General features: G+C 45.6%; 13 protein-coding genes and 1 riboswitch. Of the genes, 1 reads left to right on the top strand and 12 read right to left on the bottom strand.

From position 1 onward, the window contains the following. Window positions 1-10: 10 nt before the first annotated feature. Window positions 11-457 carry a YslB family protein gene (locus MOF34_RS00485; RefSeq protein WP_019715298.1) on the top strand — a complete coding sequence of 149 codons (447 nt, stop codon included), beginning with the start codon at window positions 11-13 and terminating at the stop codon, window positions 455-457. Window positions 458-500: 43 nt separating this feature from the next. Here the strand turns inward: MOF34_RS00485 and MOF34_RS00490 are convergent, their stop codons facing one another. The 12 genes from MOF34_RS00490 to polX all read right to left on the bottom strand — a co-directional run bounded on the left by MOF34_RS00490 (window position 501) and on the right by polX (window position 16,024). After that, complete coding sequence (locus MOF34_RS00490; protein ID WP_268397889.1) at window positions 501-1,730, bottom strand: aspartate kinase; 1,230 nt, start codon at window positions 1,728-1,730, stop codon at window positions 501-503. A gap of 125 nt (window positions 1,731-1,855) precedes the next feature. After that, window positions 1,856-2,035: riboswitch (Lysine riboswitch) on the bottom strand. A 64-nt stretch (window positions 2,036-2,099) separates the two neighbouring features. Continuing rightward, the gene (uvrC, locus tag MOF34_RS00495; protein ID WP_019715300.1) at window positions 2,100-3,872 is read right to left on the bottom strand and encodes an excinuclease ABC subunit UvrC; all 1,773 of its coding nucleotides are present in this window, start codon (window positions 3,870-3,872) and stop codon (window positions 2,100-2,102) included. A 135-nt stretch (window positions 3,873-4,007) separates the two neighbouring features. After that, window positions 4,008-4,322, bottom strand: coding sequence for a thioredoxin (gene trxA, locus MOF34_RS00500; protein ID WP_003222500.1), 315 nt, complete (start codon window positions 4,320-4,322; stop codon window positions 4,008-4,010). A 326-nt stretch (window positions 4,323-4,648) separates the two neighbouring features. Beyond that, the gene (gene abfB, locus MOF34_RS00505; protein WP_019715301.1) at window positions 4,649-6,136 is read right to left on the bottom strand and encodes an alpha-L-arabinofuranosidase AbfB; all 1,488 of its coding nucleotides are present in this window, start codon (window positions 6,134-6,136) and stop codon (window positions 4,649-4,651) included. Window positions 6,137-6,349: 213 nt separating this feature from the next. Continuing rightward, window positions 6,350-7,327 (bottom strand): electron transfer flavoprotein subunit alpha, encoded by a 978-nt coding sequence (etfA, locus tag MOF34_RS00510; protein ID WP_268397891.1) that lies wholly within the window; start codon window positions 7,325-7,327, stop codon window positions 6,350-6,352. A gap of 35 nt (window positions 7,328-7,362) precedes the next feature. Then, on the bottom strand, window positions 7,363-8,136 hold the full coding sequence (etfB, locus tag MOF34_RS00515; RefSeq protein WP_019715303.1) for an electron transfer flavoprotein subunit beta: 774 nt from the start codon (window positions 8,134-8,136) through the stop codon (window positions 7,363-7,365). Window positions 8,137-8,150: 14 nt separating this feature from the next. Continuing rightward, window positions 8,151-8,927: an enoyl-CoA hydratase gene (locus MOF34_RS00520; RefSeq protein WP_268397893.1), complete on the bottom strand. Its 777-nt coding sequence runs from the start codon at window positions 8,925-8,927 to the stop codon at window positions 8,151-8,153. A 14-nt stretch (window positions 8,928-8,941) separates the two neighbouring features. Further along, on the bottom strand, window positions 8,942-9,526 hold the full coding sequence (gene fadR / locus MOF34_RS00525; protein WP_003222489.1) for a fatty acid metabolism transcriptional regulator FadR: 585 nt from the start codon (window positions 9,524-9,526) through the stop codon (window positions 8,942-8,944). 117 nt (window positions 9,527-9,643) lie between these two features. Beyond that, window positions 9,644-11,326: a long-chain-fatty-acid--CoA ligase LcfA gene (lcfA, locus tag MOF34_RS00530; protein WP_268397895.1), complete on the bottom strand. Its 1,683-nt coding sequence runs from the start codon at window positions 11,324-11,326 to the stop codon at window positions 9,644-9,646. A gap of 188 nt (window positions 11,327-11,514) precedes the next feature. Further along, window positions 11,515-11,919 (bottom strand): DUF350 domain-containing protein, encoded by a 405-nt coding sequence (locus MOF34_RS00535; RefSeq protein ID WP_003222485.1) that lies wholly within the window; start codon window positions 11,917-11,919, stop codon window positions 11,515-11,517. 14 nt (window positions 11,920-11,933) lie between these two features. Then, window positions 11,934-14,291 (bottom strand): endonuclease MutS2, encoded by a 2,358-nt coding sequence (locus tag MOF34_RS00540; protein ID WP_268397896.1) that lies wholly within the window; start codon window positions 14,289-14,291, stop codon window positions 11,934-11,936. Between the two features lie 20 nt (window positions 14,292-14,311). Continuing rightward, entirely contained in the window at window positions 14,312-16,024 is a 1,713-nt protein-coding gene (gene polX, locus MOF34_RS00545) for a DNA polymerase/3'-5' exonuclease PolX (RefSeq protein ID WP_019715308.1), read from the bottom strand. Window positions 16,025-16,075: the final 51 nt, after the last annotated feature.

Consider the following 16,075-nt stretch of genomic DNA (forward strand, 5'->3'; position numbering starts at 1 on the left):
GGAGACAGATATGAAGTCAAAATTTGAAGCATCTATTGACAACCTAAAAGAAATTGAAATGAATGCCTATGCCTACGAACTAATACGAGAGATCGTTCTCCCAGATATGCTTGGCCAAGATTACTCTTCCATGATGTATTGGGCAGGGAAACATCTCGCCCGTAAATTTCCTCTTGAATCATGGGAGGAATTTCCGGCCTTCTTTGAAGAAGCGGGCTGGGGAACCCTCACCAACGTAAGTTCTAAAAAACAGGAGCTTGAATTTGAACTTGAAGGGCCGATTATTTCCAACCGGCTTAAACATCAGAAAGAGCCATGCTTTCAGCTGGAAGCAGGTTTTATTGCTGAACAAATTCAATTGATGAATGACCAGATTGCTGAATCATATGAACAAGTGAAAAAGAGAGCCGATAAGGTGGTTCTGACTGTGAAATGGGATATGAAAGACCCTGTGTAATCAAAAAGGCGGTGACTGCATAGTCCCGCCTTTTTGATTGTCATTACACAGCTGAAGGATGTTTTGAAAGCTCAAATGCATCGTGCAGCGCTTCGACCGCTTTCACCATGTCATTTTCGCTTACGACTGTTGAAACTTTGATTTCAGATGTGCTGACCATTTTGATTAATATGTTTTTTTCCGCCAGTACAGCAAACATTTCAGCCGCTACACCAGGATTTGAGACCATGCCGGATCCGACAATGGATACTTTGGCCAATTTGCTTTCTGTCTCGATTTTCTCGAATTCAAGCGCGTCTTTATACTCTTCAAGCACCTCAACGGTTTGGTCTGCGTCTTCTGTTTTAACAGAGAAGGAAATTCCAGTCTGATTGTCTCCAGCCTGCGTTTGGATAATGATATCGACGTTAATGTTTCTTTTGGCAAGTGTTGTAAAAATGGTAGATAGGGTTGTCAGGCCGCCAGTCAGCCCGTAAATGGTTACCCTTGTAATTTGATCTTCAAACGCAATGCCTCTGACAATTAAATTTTGCTCCATGGATGATTCCTCCTCAATTAATGTTCCCGCTTCTGTTTCTGTACTTGAACGCACTTCTAAAGGCACTTGGTAATTTTTCGCGAATTCAACGGCTCTCGGATGAAGAACGCCGGCGCCCAAATTGGCAAGCTCAAGCATTTCATCGTATGAGATGCCGGCAAGTTTTCTCGCTGATTTCACATAGCGCGGATCGGTAGTAAACACGCCGGGCACGTCCGTGTATATATCACATTTATCCGCTTGTAATGCGGCAGCCAAAGCAACTGCAGTTGTGTCTGAACCGCCCCGGCCCAATGTCGTGATTTCGCAATCCTCTGTCATGCCTTGGAATCCTGCGACAATAACAATTTTTCCTTGCTCAAGCTGGTCTGCTAAAACCGAAGTGTCAATATCTGTGATTCTGGCGTTTCCGTGAACGGCTTCCGTGCGGATTCCCGCCTGCCAGCCGGTATAGGACACAGCGTCATAGCCTTTTTCCTGCAGCGCCATTGAAAGCAAGGAAATGGTGACCTGCTCGCCCGTCGCCAGCAGCATATCCATTTCTCGTTTGCTCGGCTGGTCAGAAATTGCTTTTGCAAGACCGACCAATTCGTCAGTGGATTTTCCCATAGCTGAAACGACAACAACGACTTGATGGCCCTTCTGTTTTTCTGAAATCGCGCGGTTTGCCGCATTTTGAATTTTTTCGACTGAGCCGACGGAAGTACCTCCGAATTTTTGTACAATAAGACCCATGTATGACCACCCTTTACATTTTGGTTCGTGCGGGTGAGGAGAAAGAGTGCTTTGTCCACAATAAAAAAAGCAACGAGAGGAATTTCTCTCATTGCTTACATTTAATCATCATGAATGATTATGAACAACGAGATAGCCCTCCAAGAAAATGATTTCTTGACAGCCTTACATTTATTCAATGCACGGCCAGCAAATAATACCGATGGGGTTTTATTTGCTTCGGCGACGCTCCCCTTTCAGCCTTTTTCACAGAATCCATCTTTCTCCAAAGGCTTACTCTTGAAGTTCGCACCTCTATCTTCACCATATAACACGATCTAACTATGAAATTAGTTCACATTTTATCAGATCTTTTTTAAAAGGACAACATTATTTTTGCAATTTATCGTAAAGCAGCTGAGCAACCGCTGCGGGAACACCCGCTTTTTTGATGTCCTCAAGGCTTGCTTCCTTCATTTTTTTAACCGAACCGAAATGCTTTAACAGCATTTTCTTTCTTTTCTCTCCGATACCCGGGATGTCGTCCAATACGGATTGAAACGCGCTTTTTCCGCGGATTTGCCTGTGAAAGCTGATTACAAAACGGTGCACCTCGTCCTGAATGCGCTGCAGGAGGTAAAATTCTTGACTGTTCCGTTCCAGATACACCGTCTCCAGCGGATCGCCAATTAATAAATTTGAAGTTCTGTGTTTTTCGTCTTTGGCTAAACCGGCGATCGGGATATCCAAGCCAAGTTCATTTTCAATAACATCCCTTGCAGCGTTGATCTGCCCTTTTCCTCCGTCAATGATGATCAAATCAGGCAGAGGCAGATTTTCGCGAAGCACTCTCGTATAGCGTCTTCTAACGACCTCTCTCATTGAGCCGTAATCATCCGGTCCCGTAACGGTTTTGATTTTATATTTGCGGTATTCCTTTTTGTTCGGCTTGCCGTCGATAAACACGATCATCGCGGAAACCGGGTTTGTCCCCTGTATGTTTGAGTTATCAAACGCTTCAATTCTGTGCGGAGTATAAATATTCAGTGCCTCACCGAGTTTATGCACAGCCCCGATTGAGCGCTCCTCGTCCCGTTCAATTAAGGAGAATTTTTCTTTCAGCGCGATTTTCGCGTTTTTATGGGCCAGCATAAGCAGTTCTTTTTTCGAGCCTTTTTTTGGCTGGTGGACGTTTGTTTCGAGCAGCTGCTCGATCATGGATTGATCAACGCTGTCCGGAACCAAAATTTCCTTTGGAAGGAAGTGGTTGTTTTTTGAATAGAACTGCCCGATGAACGTTAGAAACTCTTCATCTGCTTCCTGATAGAGCGGGAACATGCTGACATCGCGTTCAATGAGCTTTCCTTGGCGGATAAAAAAGACCTGTACGCACATCCAGCCCTTATCATATGCGTACGCGAATACGTCACGGTCGACTAGATCGTTCATCGTCATTTTTTGTTTTTCCATCGTTGATTCAATATGGGCGATTTGGTCGCGAAGCTCTTTTGCCCGTTCAAACTCTAGATTCTCAGCAGCTTCATGCATTTTCCCTTCAAGCTCTTTTTTGACCTCATTATAGCCGCCCTTTAAGAAACGGGTAATGCTTTCAACCAGTTCTCTGTTCGTCTCTTCGGAAATGTCCTTTACGCACGGAGCGAGACATTGGCCCAGATGATAGTAGAGGCACACTCTGTCCGGCAGCTTGGAGCATTTTCTGAGAGGGTACAGACGGTCAAGCAGTTTTTTTGTTTCCCTTGCGGCCTGAACATTCGGGTACGGCCCGAAATAGCGCCCTTTGTCTTTTTTGACATTGCGGGTGACAATCAGCCTTGGGTGGCGTTCATGGGTGAGTTTTATGAAAGGATAGGTTTTGTCGTCTTTCAGCATGACGTTGTATTTCGGATCATGCTTTTTGATCAGATTCATTTCTAAAATAAGCGCTTCTAGATTGGAGGACGTCACGATATATTCAAAATCCTCGATTTCCGTCACAAGCCTTTGTGTTTTCGCATCATGAGAACCTGTGAAGTAGGAGCGCACTCTGTTTTTCAGCACTTTTGCTTTTCCTACGTAGATCACAGTCTGCTGCCGGTCTTTCATGAGATAACACCCGGGCTGATCGGGAAGGAGGGCGAGTTTTTCTTTCAGTTGTTTGTTCATATATTACCCTTCCTTAAGTTTATTCCTTTGTTTCCAGTTTAACACGAACGTTTGTTTTTCTCTATGCTTCACGATTGGTGAATAAAAAAAGCGATCCCTCAATCGGAATCGCTCTGGCATGTCGGCAGCCGAAAATTAAAGATGTTTGTTTACAAGCTCTTGAAGCGCTTCTTTCGGTTTGAAGCCGACAGATGTTTCAACAACTTCTCCATCTTTTAAGACAAGAAGTGTCGGGATGCTCATAACGCCGTATTTGCCGGCTGTTTCTTGGTTCTCGTCTACATCGATTTTTACGATTTTCAGTTTGTCTCCCATTTCTTGATCTAGTTCTTCAAGAACAGGTGCAATCATTTTACAAGGTCCGCACCAAGGAGCCCAGAAGTCAGCCAGTACGACGCCTTCGCTTGTTTCAGCTGAGAAAGATTGATCAGTTGCTTTTACGATAGCCATTATTGTATTCCTCCAATTGTGAAATGATGATTTTTAGTATAGCATCTCCCATTCGTTCACGCTATTTTAATGCTTACAAATTATTTTTTCCTGATCACAATCGCTTTACTCATGTTTATCTGGATTGAATGGGTTATGTCACTTTTCATTAAAACACGAATCTGATAATGGCCCCAATGACTACAATCGCCCCAATGATCATTAGAATGGTACGAAGCATAGAATAACATCTCCTCTTCACTGTCATGTACCTTTACCATGCCCTGCCGGAGCTGTTTTAAAACATGAAAAGAGCGCCGGCATGAAGCTCCGGCGCTCTCGCTCGATCAAGAATCAGCACGCAACGTGAGTAAGACGACTGACATTGGCGGGAGTTTTACCTTCAGTTTGTTTTTGTTGAGCGTGTATTGGCTGAAAGATTCCGGTTTGACGTGATGAGGATTCTCAAACGTGTTATGTGCATTCATTTTGTCAGCTGTCAGAATGACTCCGGAATGGTCCGCTGCCTTGTGAAGACCCCTTAGCTCGATCTCAGCCTCCGCTTTGTTTTGGTGATCGATGTTGCAGATTGTGATATTGATATCGCCTTCTGCATGTTTCGAGGCTGAAATACTGATTTGCGGCAGCGTTTCGCCCTTCCATTCATAGTCAGCAGACGTTGTTTCAGTGTCTAAAAGAGAAGCGTCCTGGTGTACCTTAAACATATCAAATACATGGTACGTCGGTGTCAAAAGCATCTGCTCTCCCTCAGTCAAAATCATTGCTTGAAGAACGTTTACTGTTTGGGCGATGTTGGTCATTTGCACTCGGCGGCAATGCTGATGGAAAATGTGGAAATGAGAAGCCGCCACCAGTGCATCACGAATGGTGTTTTGCTGATACAGGAATCCAGGGTTCGTGCCTGGCTCAGGATCAAACCACGTGCCCCATTCATCAATAATCAGCCCGACCCGCTGCTCCGGATCGTACCGGTCCATAATCGTGCCGTGTTTTTGAATCAATTCATCGATGTATTTGGCTTTTTTCATCGTAATGAACCATTCATCCTCCGTGAATTCTGTAGCTGATCCTTTGCCTTTCCAGAAATCACCCGGAATCGTGTAATAATGAAGACTCAATCCGTCCATCAGGCCAGCGGCTTTTTTCATGAGTACGTCCGTCCAATGAAAATCGTCCACATTTGCGCCGCCTGCAATTTTGTATATTTCATTTCCGCTGTAATTGCGGACATAGGTTTGAAAACGCCGGTACAGATCTGCGTAGTATTCAGGATGCATGTTGCCGCCGCAGCCCCAGTTTTCATTGCCTACGCCGAAATATTTCAGCCGCCAAGGCTCCTCTCTTCCATTTTGTTTTCTCCAGTCTGACATCGGCGTGCCTTCTTCAAACGTCATATACTCGATCCATTCCGCCATTTCCTGAACCGTTCCGCTTCCGACATTGCCGCAAATATAAGGCTCGCATTCAAGCAGCTCGCAAAGCATCATAAATTCATGCGTTCCGAATTCATTTGATTCGACTGTACCGCCCCAATGCGTATTAAGCATCGTCTTACGGTCACCGACACCGTTTGCCCAATGATATTCGTCCGCAAAACACCCGCCCGGCCACCTAAGGACAGGAATATTCAGCTGTTTGAGCGCTTCCAGCACATCCTTTCGTATTCCGTTTATGTTGGGAATGTTCGAGTCCGTTCCGACCCAAATTCCCTCATAAATCCCTCTACCTAAATGTTCGGCAAAATGACCGTATATGTTTTTGTTAATGGTTCCTTTTACAATATCTGTTTGGATCACTGCTTGATGTTCAGACATGCATGATCATTCCTTTCATACGAATATGAAAAGCACCACAGTCAAATATGAGTTCTGTCTTTTGCCTGAGGAGTTATCATGAATGTAAGCGCTTTTAAAGTAACCTTATTATATATGTTCGTACATGTCAACGAAATATTTTATAAAATTTATATTTGTACGTATATATTTAAAGATATCAAAACCCCGAACTTCAGCAGTCCGGGGTTTTCTCTACGAGTGTATATTTAATTGTTTGAATTCCTCCGTTAATAACGGGACGACTTCAAATAAATCGCCTACAATGCCGTAATCCGCTATTTTAAAGATATCCGCTTCGGGATCTTTATTGATGGCGACTATCACCTTGCTGTTTGACATGCCGGCCAAATGCTGGATGGCCCCGGAAATGCCACAGGCAATGTACAAATCCGGGGTAACGACTTTCCCGGTCTGCCCGATTTGGAGAGCGTAATCGCAATAATCAGCGTCACACGCCCCGCGAGATGCCCCGACTGCGGCTCCCAGCACCTCGGCAAGCTCTTGCAGCGGCTGAAATCCTTCCTTGCTTTTAACTCCGCGGCCGCCAGCAACGATAATTTTGGCTTCGGAGAGATCAACCCCGTCCGCGGTTTTTTTCATGACTTCTTGAATTACGGTGCGGAGGTCAGTAAGAGAAACATCAATGCTTTCAATACTCCCTGACCTGCTGGCGTCTTTTTCTGAAGCTTGAATATTATTAGGGCGAATCGTTGCAAAAATCAGCGGGTCGGTTGAAATGACGCGTTCAAATGCTTTCCCCGAGTAAATTGGCCGCGTGAACACGACATTCTCGCCGGTAACGCTTACATCTGTAGCATCAGAAATTAAGCCTGTTTGCAGCCGGGCCGCGAGTTTCGGTGAAAGGTCTTTGCCCATTGCCGTGTGCCCGCATATGACTGAATCAGGTTTTTCTTGGTCAATAATGGCCCTCATGACCTGGCTGTATCCGTCTGCCGTGTATGCTTTCAGCTTCGGATCCTCGGCAGTGAGAACTTTATCAGCTCCGTAATGGATAAGCTCTTGTGCAACGCTTTGTACATTTTCTCCGATGAGAACCCCGACGACTTCTCCATCGCCTGAAATTGTTTTTCCTGCAGCTAATGCTTCAAAGGTGACATTCCGCAATTCTCCATCGCGAATTTCTCCGAGTACGATCACTTTTTTTCCCATTCTAACATCCCCCTGTTTCTTTGAATGTCCAAGCTTTAAATGACTTTAGCTTCGCTGCGGAGCAATGAGACGAGCTCTTTTGCCTGTTCGGCAGGCTCACCTTGGAGAACCTTCCCGGCTTCTTTTTTCGGCGGCAGAAAACGTTCAATGGTTTTCATCTTAGGTTCGGCATCCTCTTCGTCCAGATCAAGATCATCAAGTTCTAGCTCTTCAAGCGGTTTTTTCTTGGCCTTCATAATACCCGGAAGCGATGGATAGCGTGGTTCATTCAAGCCCTGCTGAGCTGTGACAAGCAATGGAAGTGTTGTTTTGATTTTTTCAACATCACCTTCGACGTCCCTTTCTGCTTCTGCATCAGTGCCGCTGATTTCGAGTTTGGTGATTGTTGTGATGCACGGAATGTCCAGCAGCTCGGCAAGCCGAGGCGCTACTTGTCCGGAACCTCCGTCAATGGCAACATTTCCGCCGAGAATCAAATCAAACTCCTGATCCTTCATATAGTGGTATAAAACTTGAGAAATGGAATATTGGTCGGGCTCCTCGAGATCATCTTCTATGTTGATTAAAACGGCTTGGTCACATCCCATGGCAAGCGCAGTGCGCAATTCTTTCTCCGCTTCTTCGCCGCCGACAGTGACGGCGGTGATCGTGCCCCCGTGCTTTTCCTTCAGCTGGATGGCTTCTTCTATCGCGTATTCATCGTATGGATTAATGATCCATTCCGCTCCGTCGTCCTGAATCTTTCCTGCTTCAATGACGATTTTTTCTTCTGTGTCAAACGTCCGTTTCATCAGTACAAATAGATTCATGATCATATCCCCTTTTATTCGCCTTTGAACTGAGGCTTTCTTTTTTCGAGAAATGCCTGGATGCCTTCTTTGGCGTCCTCTGACTCAAATGCTTCTCCAAACCGTTTTGCTTCAAGCTTTAAGCTGCCTTCATAGGAATACACCTTATTGGAATAAAGAAGCTCAAGCAGGGATGCCAGCGTTTGCGGGCTTTTTTCAGCAAACTTAGCGGCAAGTGCCTTTGCTTTTTCAAGCACTTCTGCTTCATCTTTTGCTCCAATTGACACAAGTCCGAGATCAAGCGCTTCTTTTCCGGATAGCGGTTCTCCTGATCCGATGAGCTCTAGTGCTTTCGCTGTACCGACATATCTCGGAAGACGCTGTGTTCCCGCAAAACCCGGTATAATACCAAGGTTAAGTTCCGGGAGCCCCAGCTTGGCGTCTTCTGCCGCAATTCTGATATGACAAGCCATCGCAAGCTCCAGCCCGCCTCCAAGAGCAGCACCGTGAATTGCCGCGATAATCGGTTTTGGGAAGCCTTCAATTCTTTCCATTAGCTGCTGGCCGCGCTCGGCCAGCAGTGAGGAATCCTCATTGTCTTTAAGCGATGTAAATTCTTTAATATCAGCACCGGCTGAGAAAAATCTTCCTTCACCATGAATGATAATGCTTCGCACGCCTGCATCTGTCTCACATTGATCTAGACAGGAGGACAGCTCTTCTAATATCCGGCTGGAAAGCGCATTTGCCGGCGGATTGTGAATCGTTAAGAATGCCACAAATTGATCAACCGCAAGTGAAATTGCATTCATAGGACAGAACCCCTTTACTTATTGTGAATTCCGGACACCAGCAATTCTAAAACGCTGTCTGACAAGGCAGCGAGATCGTACTTTTGGTCATTCATCACCCAAGTTGTCACGGTCTCGTCAATCGTTCCAAAAATCATCTGCCGGGCGAGGCGGACATCGAGGCCTTCTTTTAATTCGCCTGATTGTATGCCTTCCATCAAAATGCTATCCAAAATATTTAAGTAGCCTTTTAATATTTCATTGATTTTCTGCCGCAGCTCCAAGTTTGACTGGCGGAGCTCAAGCTGAGTGACAATCGCGAGATTATGATCATCCGCTAAAAGGGAAAAATGCTTTGAAATCACAAGCGCCAGTTTCTCTTTCGCTGTTGTCTTTTCTTTTATGTCCTCTTCCATCCGCTCAATAAATTGACCCATTTTTTCTTTAAAAAGAGAAATTAAAATGTCTTCTTTGTTTTTGAAATACAAGTAGATGGTGCCGTCCGCCACTCCGGCTTGTTTGGCAATCTTGGATACCTGTGACTGGTGGTAGCCGTTTTCCGCAATAACTTCTACTGCTGCATCAATAATCTGCATATACTTTGGCCGTTTTTGCTTCAATGTTCATCGTTCCTTCCTATAGAAATGAATGACTATTCATTCATAATTTCATGATAAAAAGGATTTGCGGCTTTGTCAAGTTTATTCACAGGTATTCTCTTTTTCTTATGTCATTTGTTATTTGACATGATGATTTTCGGCTTCTTCTTCAAGTAAACGCCTTCTTAAAATTTTTCCGACTGCCGTTTTCGGCAGCTCTTTTCTGAACTCGTAGGCTTTTGGCACTTTGTAGGGAGCGAGGCGGGATCTCGCAAAAGTGTCCAGTTCTTCTGCATCGGCTTTTGCGCCTTTCTTCAACACGACAAACGCTTTTACTGTTTCTCCTCTATAGGAATCAGGCACACCGGTAACGACAATTTCCTGGATGGCCTCATGTTCATAAAGTGCTTCTTCTACTTCACGCGGATAAATATTGTAGCCGCCGGCGATGATGATATCCTTCTTCCTGTCGGCAATATAGAAAAAGCCCTCTTCATCCATGTAGCCCATGTCTCCGGTGAACAGCCAGCCGTCTCTCAATACAGCGGCAGTTTCCTCCGGTTTGTTCCAATATCCTTTCATGACTTGCGGACCTTTTACAATGATTTCTCCATGCTCATATGGAGCGGCATGCTCACCCGTCTCTTCCGAATAGATCGCTGCGTCAGTACTCGGCCAAGGACAGCCAATACTGCCTGGCTTGTTTTTCCCCCAGATAAAATTGGCATGTGTCACTGGGGATGCCTCAGACAAGCCGTAGCCTTCCACAAGGTTTCCGCCAGTCACCTTTTCAAATTTCTGCTTTATCTCCACAGGGAGTGCGGCTGATCCGCTAAGACAGCTTTTAATGGATGACAGATCATAATGCTGCAATTCGGGGTGATGCAAAAGGCCAATGTAAATTGTCGGTGCGCCAGGAAAGAGCGTCGGTTTTTGTTTGTCGATGATTTTGAGCGTTTCGAGCGGATCAAACTTAGGAAGAAGAATCATTTCGAAGCCTAGTTTAATCGAATAATTCATCACTGCCGTCAGTCCGTAGACGTGAAAAAACGGGACGATCCCAAGCACTTTTTCAGCCCCTTCCTTCACATCGTACATCCAAGCGGAGCACATTTCTGTATTGGCCAAAATGTTTTGGTGCGTGAGCATGACTCCTTTTGGTGCCCCCGTTGTTCCTCCAGTATATTGGAGGACAGCGATATCATGTTCAGGGTCGATCTTTGGGATTGTCAAGAGCTCAGTTTTTTCCTCTTTCATACTTGAGGCGAATGTGTGAATGTTAGCTTTTTTGTCATAATCGACATGCACTTTCTGTTTTTGCGTCAGCGGGTAAAGAATATTCTTCGGAAAAGGCAAATAATCTTTTACGCTGGTAATCAATATCTGATCCACTATTGATAACGTTTTCATTTTTATTGCCTTCGGGAAAAGTAAATCTAAGGTGATGATCACGCTTGCCTCAGCATCTCTCAGCTGGTATTCAAGCTCGTGCTCGGTATAAAGCGGATTCGTCTGCACCACAATGCCACCGGCAAGCAAAACGCCATAATAAGAAATCACTGTTTGCGGGCAATTGGGCAGCATGACAGCCACTCTGTCTCCTTTTTGCAGGCCATTGCCCTGCAAAAAAGCTGCGAGTTTAAGAGCATCCGTCATAATGTCATGAAATGTGAGTTTTTTTCCATAAAAAGATATTGCGGTTTTGTCAGGGAATCGTGCGGCGGAGTCTGTCAGGATGGATTGCAGGGTTTTGTTTGGCAACGGAAGCTCGTGCGGGATATCGTCGGGATACTCGGCAAGCCATGGCTTTTGAGACTGCATAAAACCTCCCCTTTCGGTTTTAGAGTTCCACCCTATCATTATAGCAGATGGACGGCAAAAAAAAGAAAAAGAAAGGTAAATCTTTCTTTTTCTCATCATACGAACAGATATATAAGACCAATTAACAAAAAGATTCCCGCCGCGGCGAGCAGTACTTTTGCAAGCTTTTCCATCTATTCTCCGTCCCCTTATATACCGGCTGCCACCACAAATGAAAGCCCGACAGAAATGACAAATGAAATAAAGCCGACAGCCCGGTTATCATTCTCAATTTCCTTATCAATTTTAAAGCGCGGAGTCAAAAACTCAAAAATAAAGTAGCTTAGCAGAAGCATAACAAATCCGTAAACGCCCCAGCCGATCATCTGCAGCAGAGAATTGTGCTGGGAGATGGAATGCTGAAATACGTTTGCGATTCCTAAAATTTTTCCGCCGGTCGCCATTGCCACCGCAAGATTTCCTTTTTGAATCTCTTCCCAGTTTTTATAAGCCGTCACCAGCTCAAACACAGTCAAAAAGAGGACGAGGCAGAGAACCGCGACACTGTAATACGCCGCGATTTCCACAAGCTCGTTTTCCCAAAAATCACTCATGGCCATACTCCCTTTTATTTTAGTTCAACAACCGTAACGCCTGATCCTCCCTCACCTGCTTCACCGAAACGGGAGCTTTTGACGCTGCGGTGGTTTTTCAGAAGATTCTGCACGCCTTTTCTTAAAGCGCCGGTTCCTTTTCCGTGGATGATTGACACTCTTGGATATCCGGCTAACACTGCATCGTCCAAGTATTTCTCAACACGGCTCAGGGCATTTTCATAGCGTTCGCCGCGAAGATCAAGTTCAAGCGATACGTGATAATTCTTTCCCTTGACCGCCGTAATGATTTTTTCTTTTTTTGGTTCCGGAGCTGATTTGATAAACTCCAGGTCTTTTTCTTTTACTTTCATTTTTAATATGCCGATTTGAACATTCCACTCATTGCCGCCGGTTTTTTCAAGCAGTGTTCCTTTTTGCCCGAAGGTAAGGACTTTCACCTCATCACCTGGCTTGAAGTCACGTTTTTGCGTTTTCGTTTTTTCCGGTTTTTTGGACTTTTCAAAGGTAGGAACTGCGCCTTCTAACCGTTTCTTCGCGTTGATCAGCTCGTGATCCTTGAAGGATTTGTGTTCTTCTTTTATTGAGCGCAATTCATGAATGATGTCTTCGGCTTCTTTCATTGCCGCTTTTACTTTTTCAGCCGCTTGCTGTTCAGCCTCCTCGAGCATTTTGTCTTTTTTGCTGTTGAGCTCGATGATCTGCTGCTGCAGCTCTTTATGCAGTTTTTCTGCTTCTTTTCTAATTGATTCTGTCTCAGAAAGCTCTTCTTCCGCACGTTTTTTGCTGTGTTCCAGCGACGCAATCATCGTATCGACTTCGTTATGCTCGGCTGTCATTTCTGATTTCGCCTGCCCGATGATATGGTTCGGGAGCCCAAGACGTTTTGAGATTTCGAAGGCGTTGCTTCGTCCCGGCACACCAATTAAAAGTTTATAGGTCGGCGACAGCGTTTCAATGTCAAATTCCACGCTGGCATTCATGACGCCTTCTCTGTTATAGCCGTACGCCTTCAATTCCGGATAATGCGTCGTGGCCAACACTCTTGCATGAGTGCGATGTACGTCATCCAAGATGCTCATAGCGAGGGCCGCCCCTTCTTGCGGGTCTGTCCCTGCTCCCAGTTCATCGAAGAGCACTAGGCTGTTTTCATTGACCTGTTCTAAAATGCCGACAATGTTCACCATATGGGATGAGAACGTACTTAAGCTTTGCTCAATCGACTGTTCATCGCCGATATCAGCGAATACATGCTCAAATACCGCGGCCTCTGATCCTTCATCAGCAGGAATATGAAGACCGGATTGCGTCATCAAGGTTAACAGGCCTAACGTTTTAAGGGTGACTGTTTTCCCCCCGGTGTTTGGTCCTGTAATGACAATGGTAGAAAAATCGCCGCCAAGCTCGATGTCATTGGCAACTACCTGATCAGGCGGAAGCAATGGATGGCGGGCTTTTTTCAAACGGACAAAGCCATTGTCGTTCATGACGGGTTTTGTCGCTTTGACCGCTTTTGCGTACCTTGCTTTTGCAAAGATAAAGTCAAGCGTCTGCAGGACGCGCAAATCTTGAAAGAGCTCTTCTGTGTGTTCAGCCGTTTGCTCTGTCAGCACGCGCAAAATGCGCTCAATTTCTTGTTTTTCTTTCACTTTCGCCTGCTGAAGCGAGTTGTTCATATCTACAATTGCCTGTGGTTCTATGAACAGTGTCGCGCCTGAGGAAGAAGTGTCGTGCACAATTCCTCCGTAGCTTGATCTGTACTCTTGTTTGACCGGGATCACAAAGCGGTCATTCCGAATCGTAACAATCGTATCAGACAGCATTTTTGAGGCGGAAGAGGAGCGCAGCATTGACTCTAACCGGTCTCTGATTCTCGATTCAAGTGTTCTGAGCTGTGTGCGGATTCCTCTTAATGTTTCCGACGCGTGATCAAGCACTTCTCCGTGATCATCGATGCAGGAATTAATGTCCCGCTCTAAATCGGACAGCGTGATAAGCTGTTCAGCATGCTGATGGATTAGCGGAATGTCGACGCCATCTTCAGCCATTTGGCTGATAAAATGTTTCATTTGTTTAACTGCATAAAGCAGGCCTGAGATTTCAGTGAATTCTGAGGGACTGAGTACGCTGCCGATTTCCGCCCGTCTTAACGCTCCTCTGATATCAGTAAGGCCGCCAAATGGCGCCTGGCCTCTCAGCCTGATAATGGCAGAAGCTTCGTCTACTTCATCCAGCTGTTTTTTAATTTCGTCAATAGAAACAGAAGGCTTAAGCTCGAGAAGCATTTCTTTTCCGAGCGATGAAGCGGCATGCTCAATAACCTGTTCTTTCACTTTATGAAATTCAAGAGCTGATAATACTTTTTGCTGCACGATTGTGTGAGCCTCCTTACTTAATCGTTGCGCTTCAGAAATGCCTCTACGTCTTCAAGCGATCGGGCATTCAGAACGTTTTTCGTTTCCGTCCATCCTTTGCGCGCGGCAGTAACGCCGGTTTTCATATCGTCTAACATCTCAATATTATGGGCATCAGTATTAATCACCAATGTAACGCCTTGTTCGTTTGCTTTGATTAAATGTTCTGTGCGCAGATCGAGACGCGCAGGGTTGGCGTTGAGTTCAAGCGCCGTATTTGTTTTCTTCGCAAGCTCAATCAGCTTGTCAATATCAATGTCGTAACCGGCCCGTCTGCCGATCAGGCGTCCGGTCGGATGTGCGATAATGTCAACATGCTTGTTGGTCAGCGCCGTCTCAAGCCGTTTCATAATGACGTGTTCCGGCTGATTAAAGCTGGAATGAATCGATGCAATGACGATATCCATTTCCGCCAGCACGTCGTCATCATAATCAAGCGTGCCATCAGGCAAGATATCCATCTCGACACCTTTCAAGATACGGAAATTCTTGAATTCCGCATTGAGCGCGTCAATTTCTTTTGCCTGCTGCTTTAGTCTTTCTGCAGTCAGCCCGTTGGCGACCTTTAAATATTGCGAGTGATCGGTAATCGCCATATATTGATAGCCTTTATTCATGCATGCTTCAGCCATCTCTCTAATCGAAAAGGCACCATCGCTCCACGTTGAGTGCATGTGGAGATCTCCTTTGATTTGCCCCGGCTCTATGAGTTCAATGCTGTCGCTGTAGGTTTCCACTTCTTGCCCGCTTTCACGGAGCTCCGGCGGAATCAGCGGCAGGCCGAAGTGTGCATAAAATTCACGTTCACTCGGAAATGTTTTGATGTCTCCGGTTTCAACTGTCTCGACGCCGTATTCACTGATCCGCTCGCCGCGTTCTTTCGCGATTTGGCGCATCTTAATATTGTGATCCTTTGATCCCGTAAAATGATGAAGTGTTGTCGGAAACTGCTCTTCCGTCACAAGACGGAAATCGACGCTTGTTTCATATTCAAAGGAAAGGATCACAGATACCTTCGTATCTCCGCTCGCGATCACGCTTTTGATGTTTGGCAATGCAAGAAGCTGCTCTCTTACTTCAGCCGGGTGATCTGTGGCAATGATATAATCCAGATCCTTCACCGTTTCCCGCGCTCTGCGGAGACTCCCGGCACGAGAAAATTTGATGATATCCGTAAATTGAGAAAGGTGCTCTTCAATGTCCCGGGCGATCCGGAGGGCGTAGCCGATCGGGAACCGTTCAGGCTGTTTTCCGGCTTCTCCGAGCGCCTGTAATATTTTTTCTTCTGATTTTTTGCCGAAACCCGCAAGACCTTGTACCTTTTGCTGTTCACAGGCTTCCTTCAGAGATTCTGCATCATGTACACCGAGCTCTTTATACAGCTTTGCGATTTTTTTGCCGCCGAGCCCCGGCAGCTTTAATAAAGGCACGAGCCCTTCCGGCACTTCTTTCTGCAGCGATTCGAGCGTGCTTGACTTTCCTTCATCTATATACTCTTTAATGACGCTGTACGTTCCTTTCCCAATGCCTGACAGCGACATCATATCGTCGATTTCTGATAAGCTGCGGTCGTCCTGTTCCAGGGCTGCCGCTGCTTTTCGGAAGGCGGATACTTTAAACGGGTTGTCCCCTTTGAGTTCCATGTAGACTGCAATGGTTTCAAGCAGCCGGATAATGTCTTTTTTATGCATACAATAACCCCCAGACGTTCACATATGTTTTCATCATACTCGAAAAAAACT

The sequence above is a fragment of the Bacillus sp. T17B1 genome (assembly GCF_026796395.1).
GTDB classification, from domain to species: Bacteria; Bacillota; Bacilli; order Bacillales; family Bacillaceae; genus Bacillus; species Bacillus spizizenii_A.

Coding starts and splice junctions, on each gene's coding strand:
- abfB (WP_019715301.1), bottom strand. CDS start 6,136: ATGTCTGAACATCAAGCAGTGATCCAAACAGATATTGTAAAAGGAACC.
- etfB (WP_019715303.1), bottom strand. CDS start 8,136: ATGAATCTATTTGTACTGATGAAACGGACGTTTGACACAGAAGAAAAA.
- MOF34_RS00485 (WP_019715298.1), top strand. CDS start 11: ATGAAGTCAAAATTTGAAGCATCTATTGACAACCTAAAAGAAATTGAA.
- MOF34_RS00490 (WP_268397889.1), bottom strand. CDS start 1,730: ATGGGTCTTATTGTACAAAAATTCGGAGGTACTTCCGTCGGCTCAGTC.
- uvrC (WP_019715300.1), bottom strand. CDS start 3,872: ATGAACAAACAACTGAAAGAAAAACTCGCCCTCCTTCCCGATCAGCCC.
- MOF34_RS00535 (WP_003222485.1), bottom strand. CDS start 11,919: ATGAGTGATTTTTGGGAAAACGAGCTTGTGGAAATCGCGGCGTATTAC.
- lcfA (WP_268397895.1), bottom strand. CDS start 11,326: ATGCAGTCTCAAAAGCCATGGCTTGCCGAGTATCCCGACGATATCCCG.
- MOF34_RS00520 (WP_268397893.1), bottom strand. CDS start 8,927: ATGAATGCAATTTCACTTGCGGTTGATCAATTTGTGGCATTCTTAACG.
- polX (WP_019715308.1), bottom strand. CDS start 16,024: ATGCATAAAAAAGACATTATCCGGCTGCTTGAAACCATTGCAGTCTAC.
- trxA (WP_003222500.1), bottom strand. CDS start 4,322: ATGGCTATCGTAAAAGCAACTGATCAATCTTTCTCAGCTGAAACAAGC.
- etfA (WP_268397891.1), bottom strand. CDS start 7,327: ATGGGAAAAAAAGTGATCGTACTCGGAGAAATTCGCGATGGAGAATTG.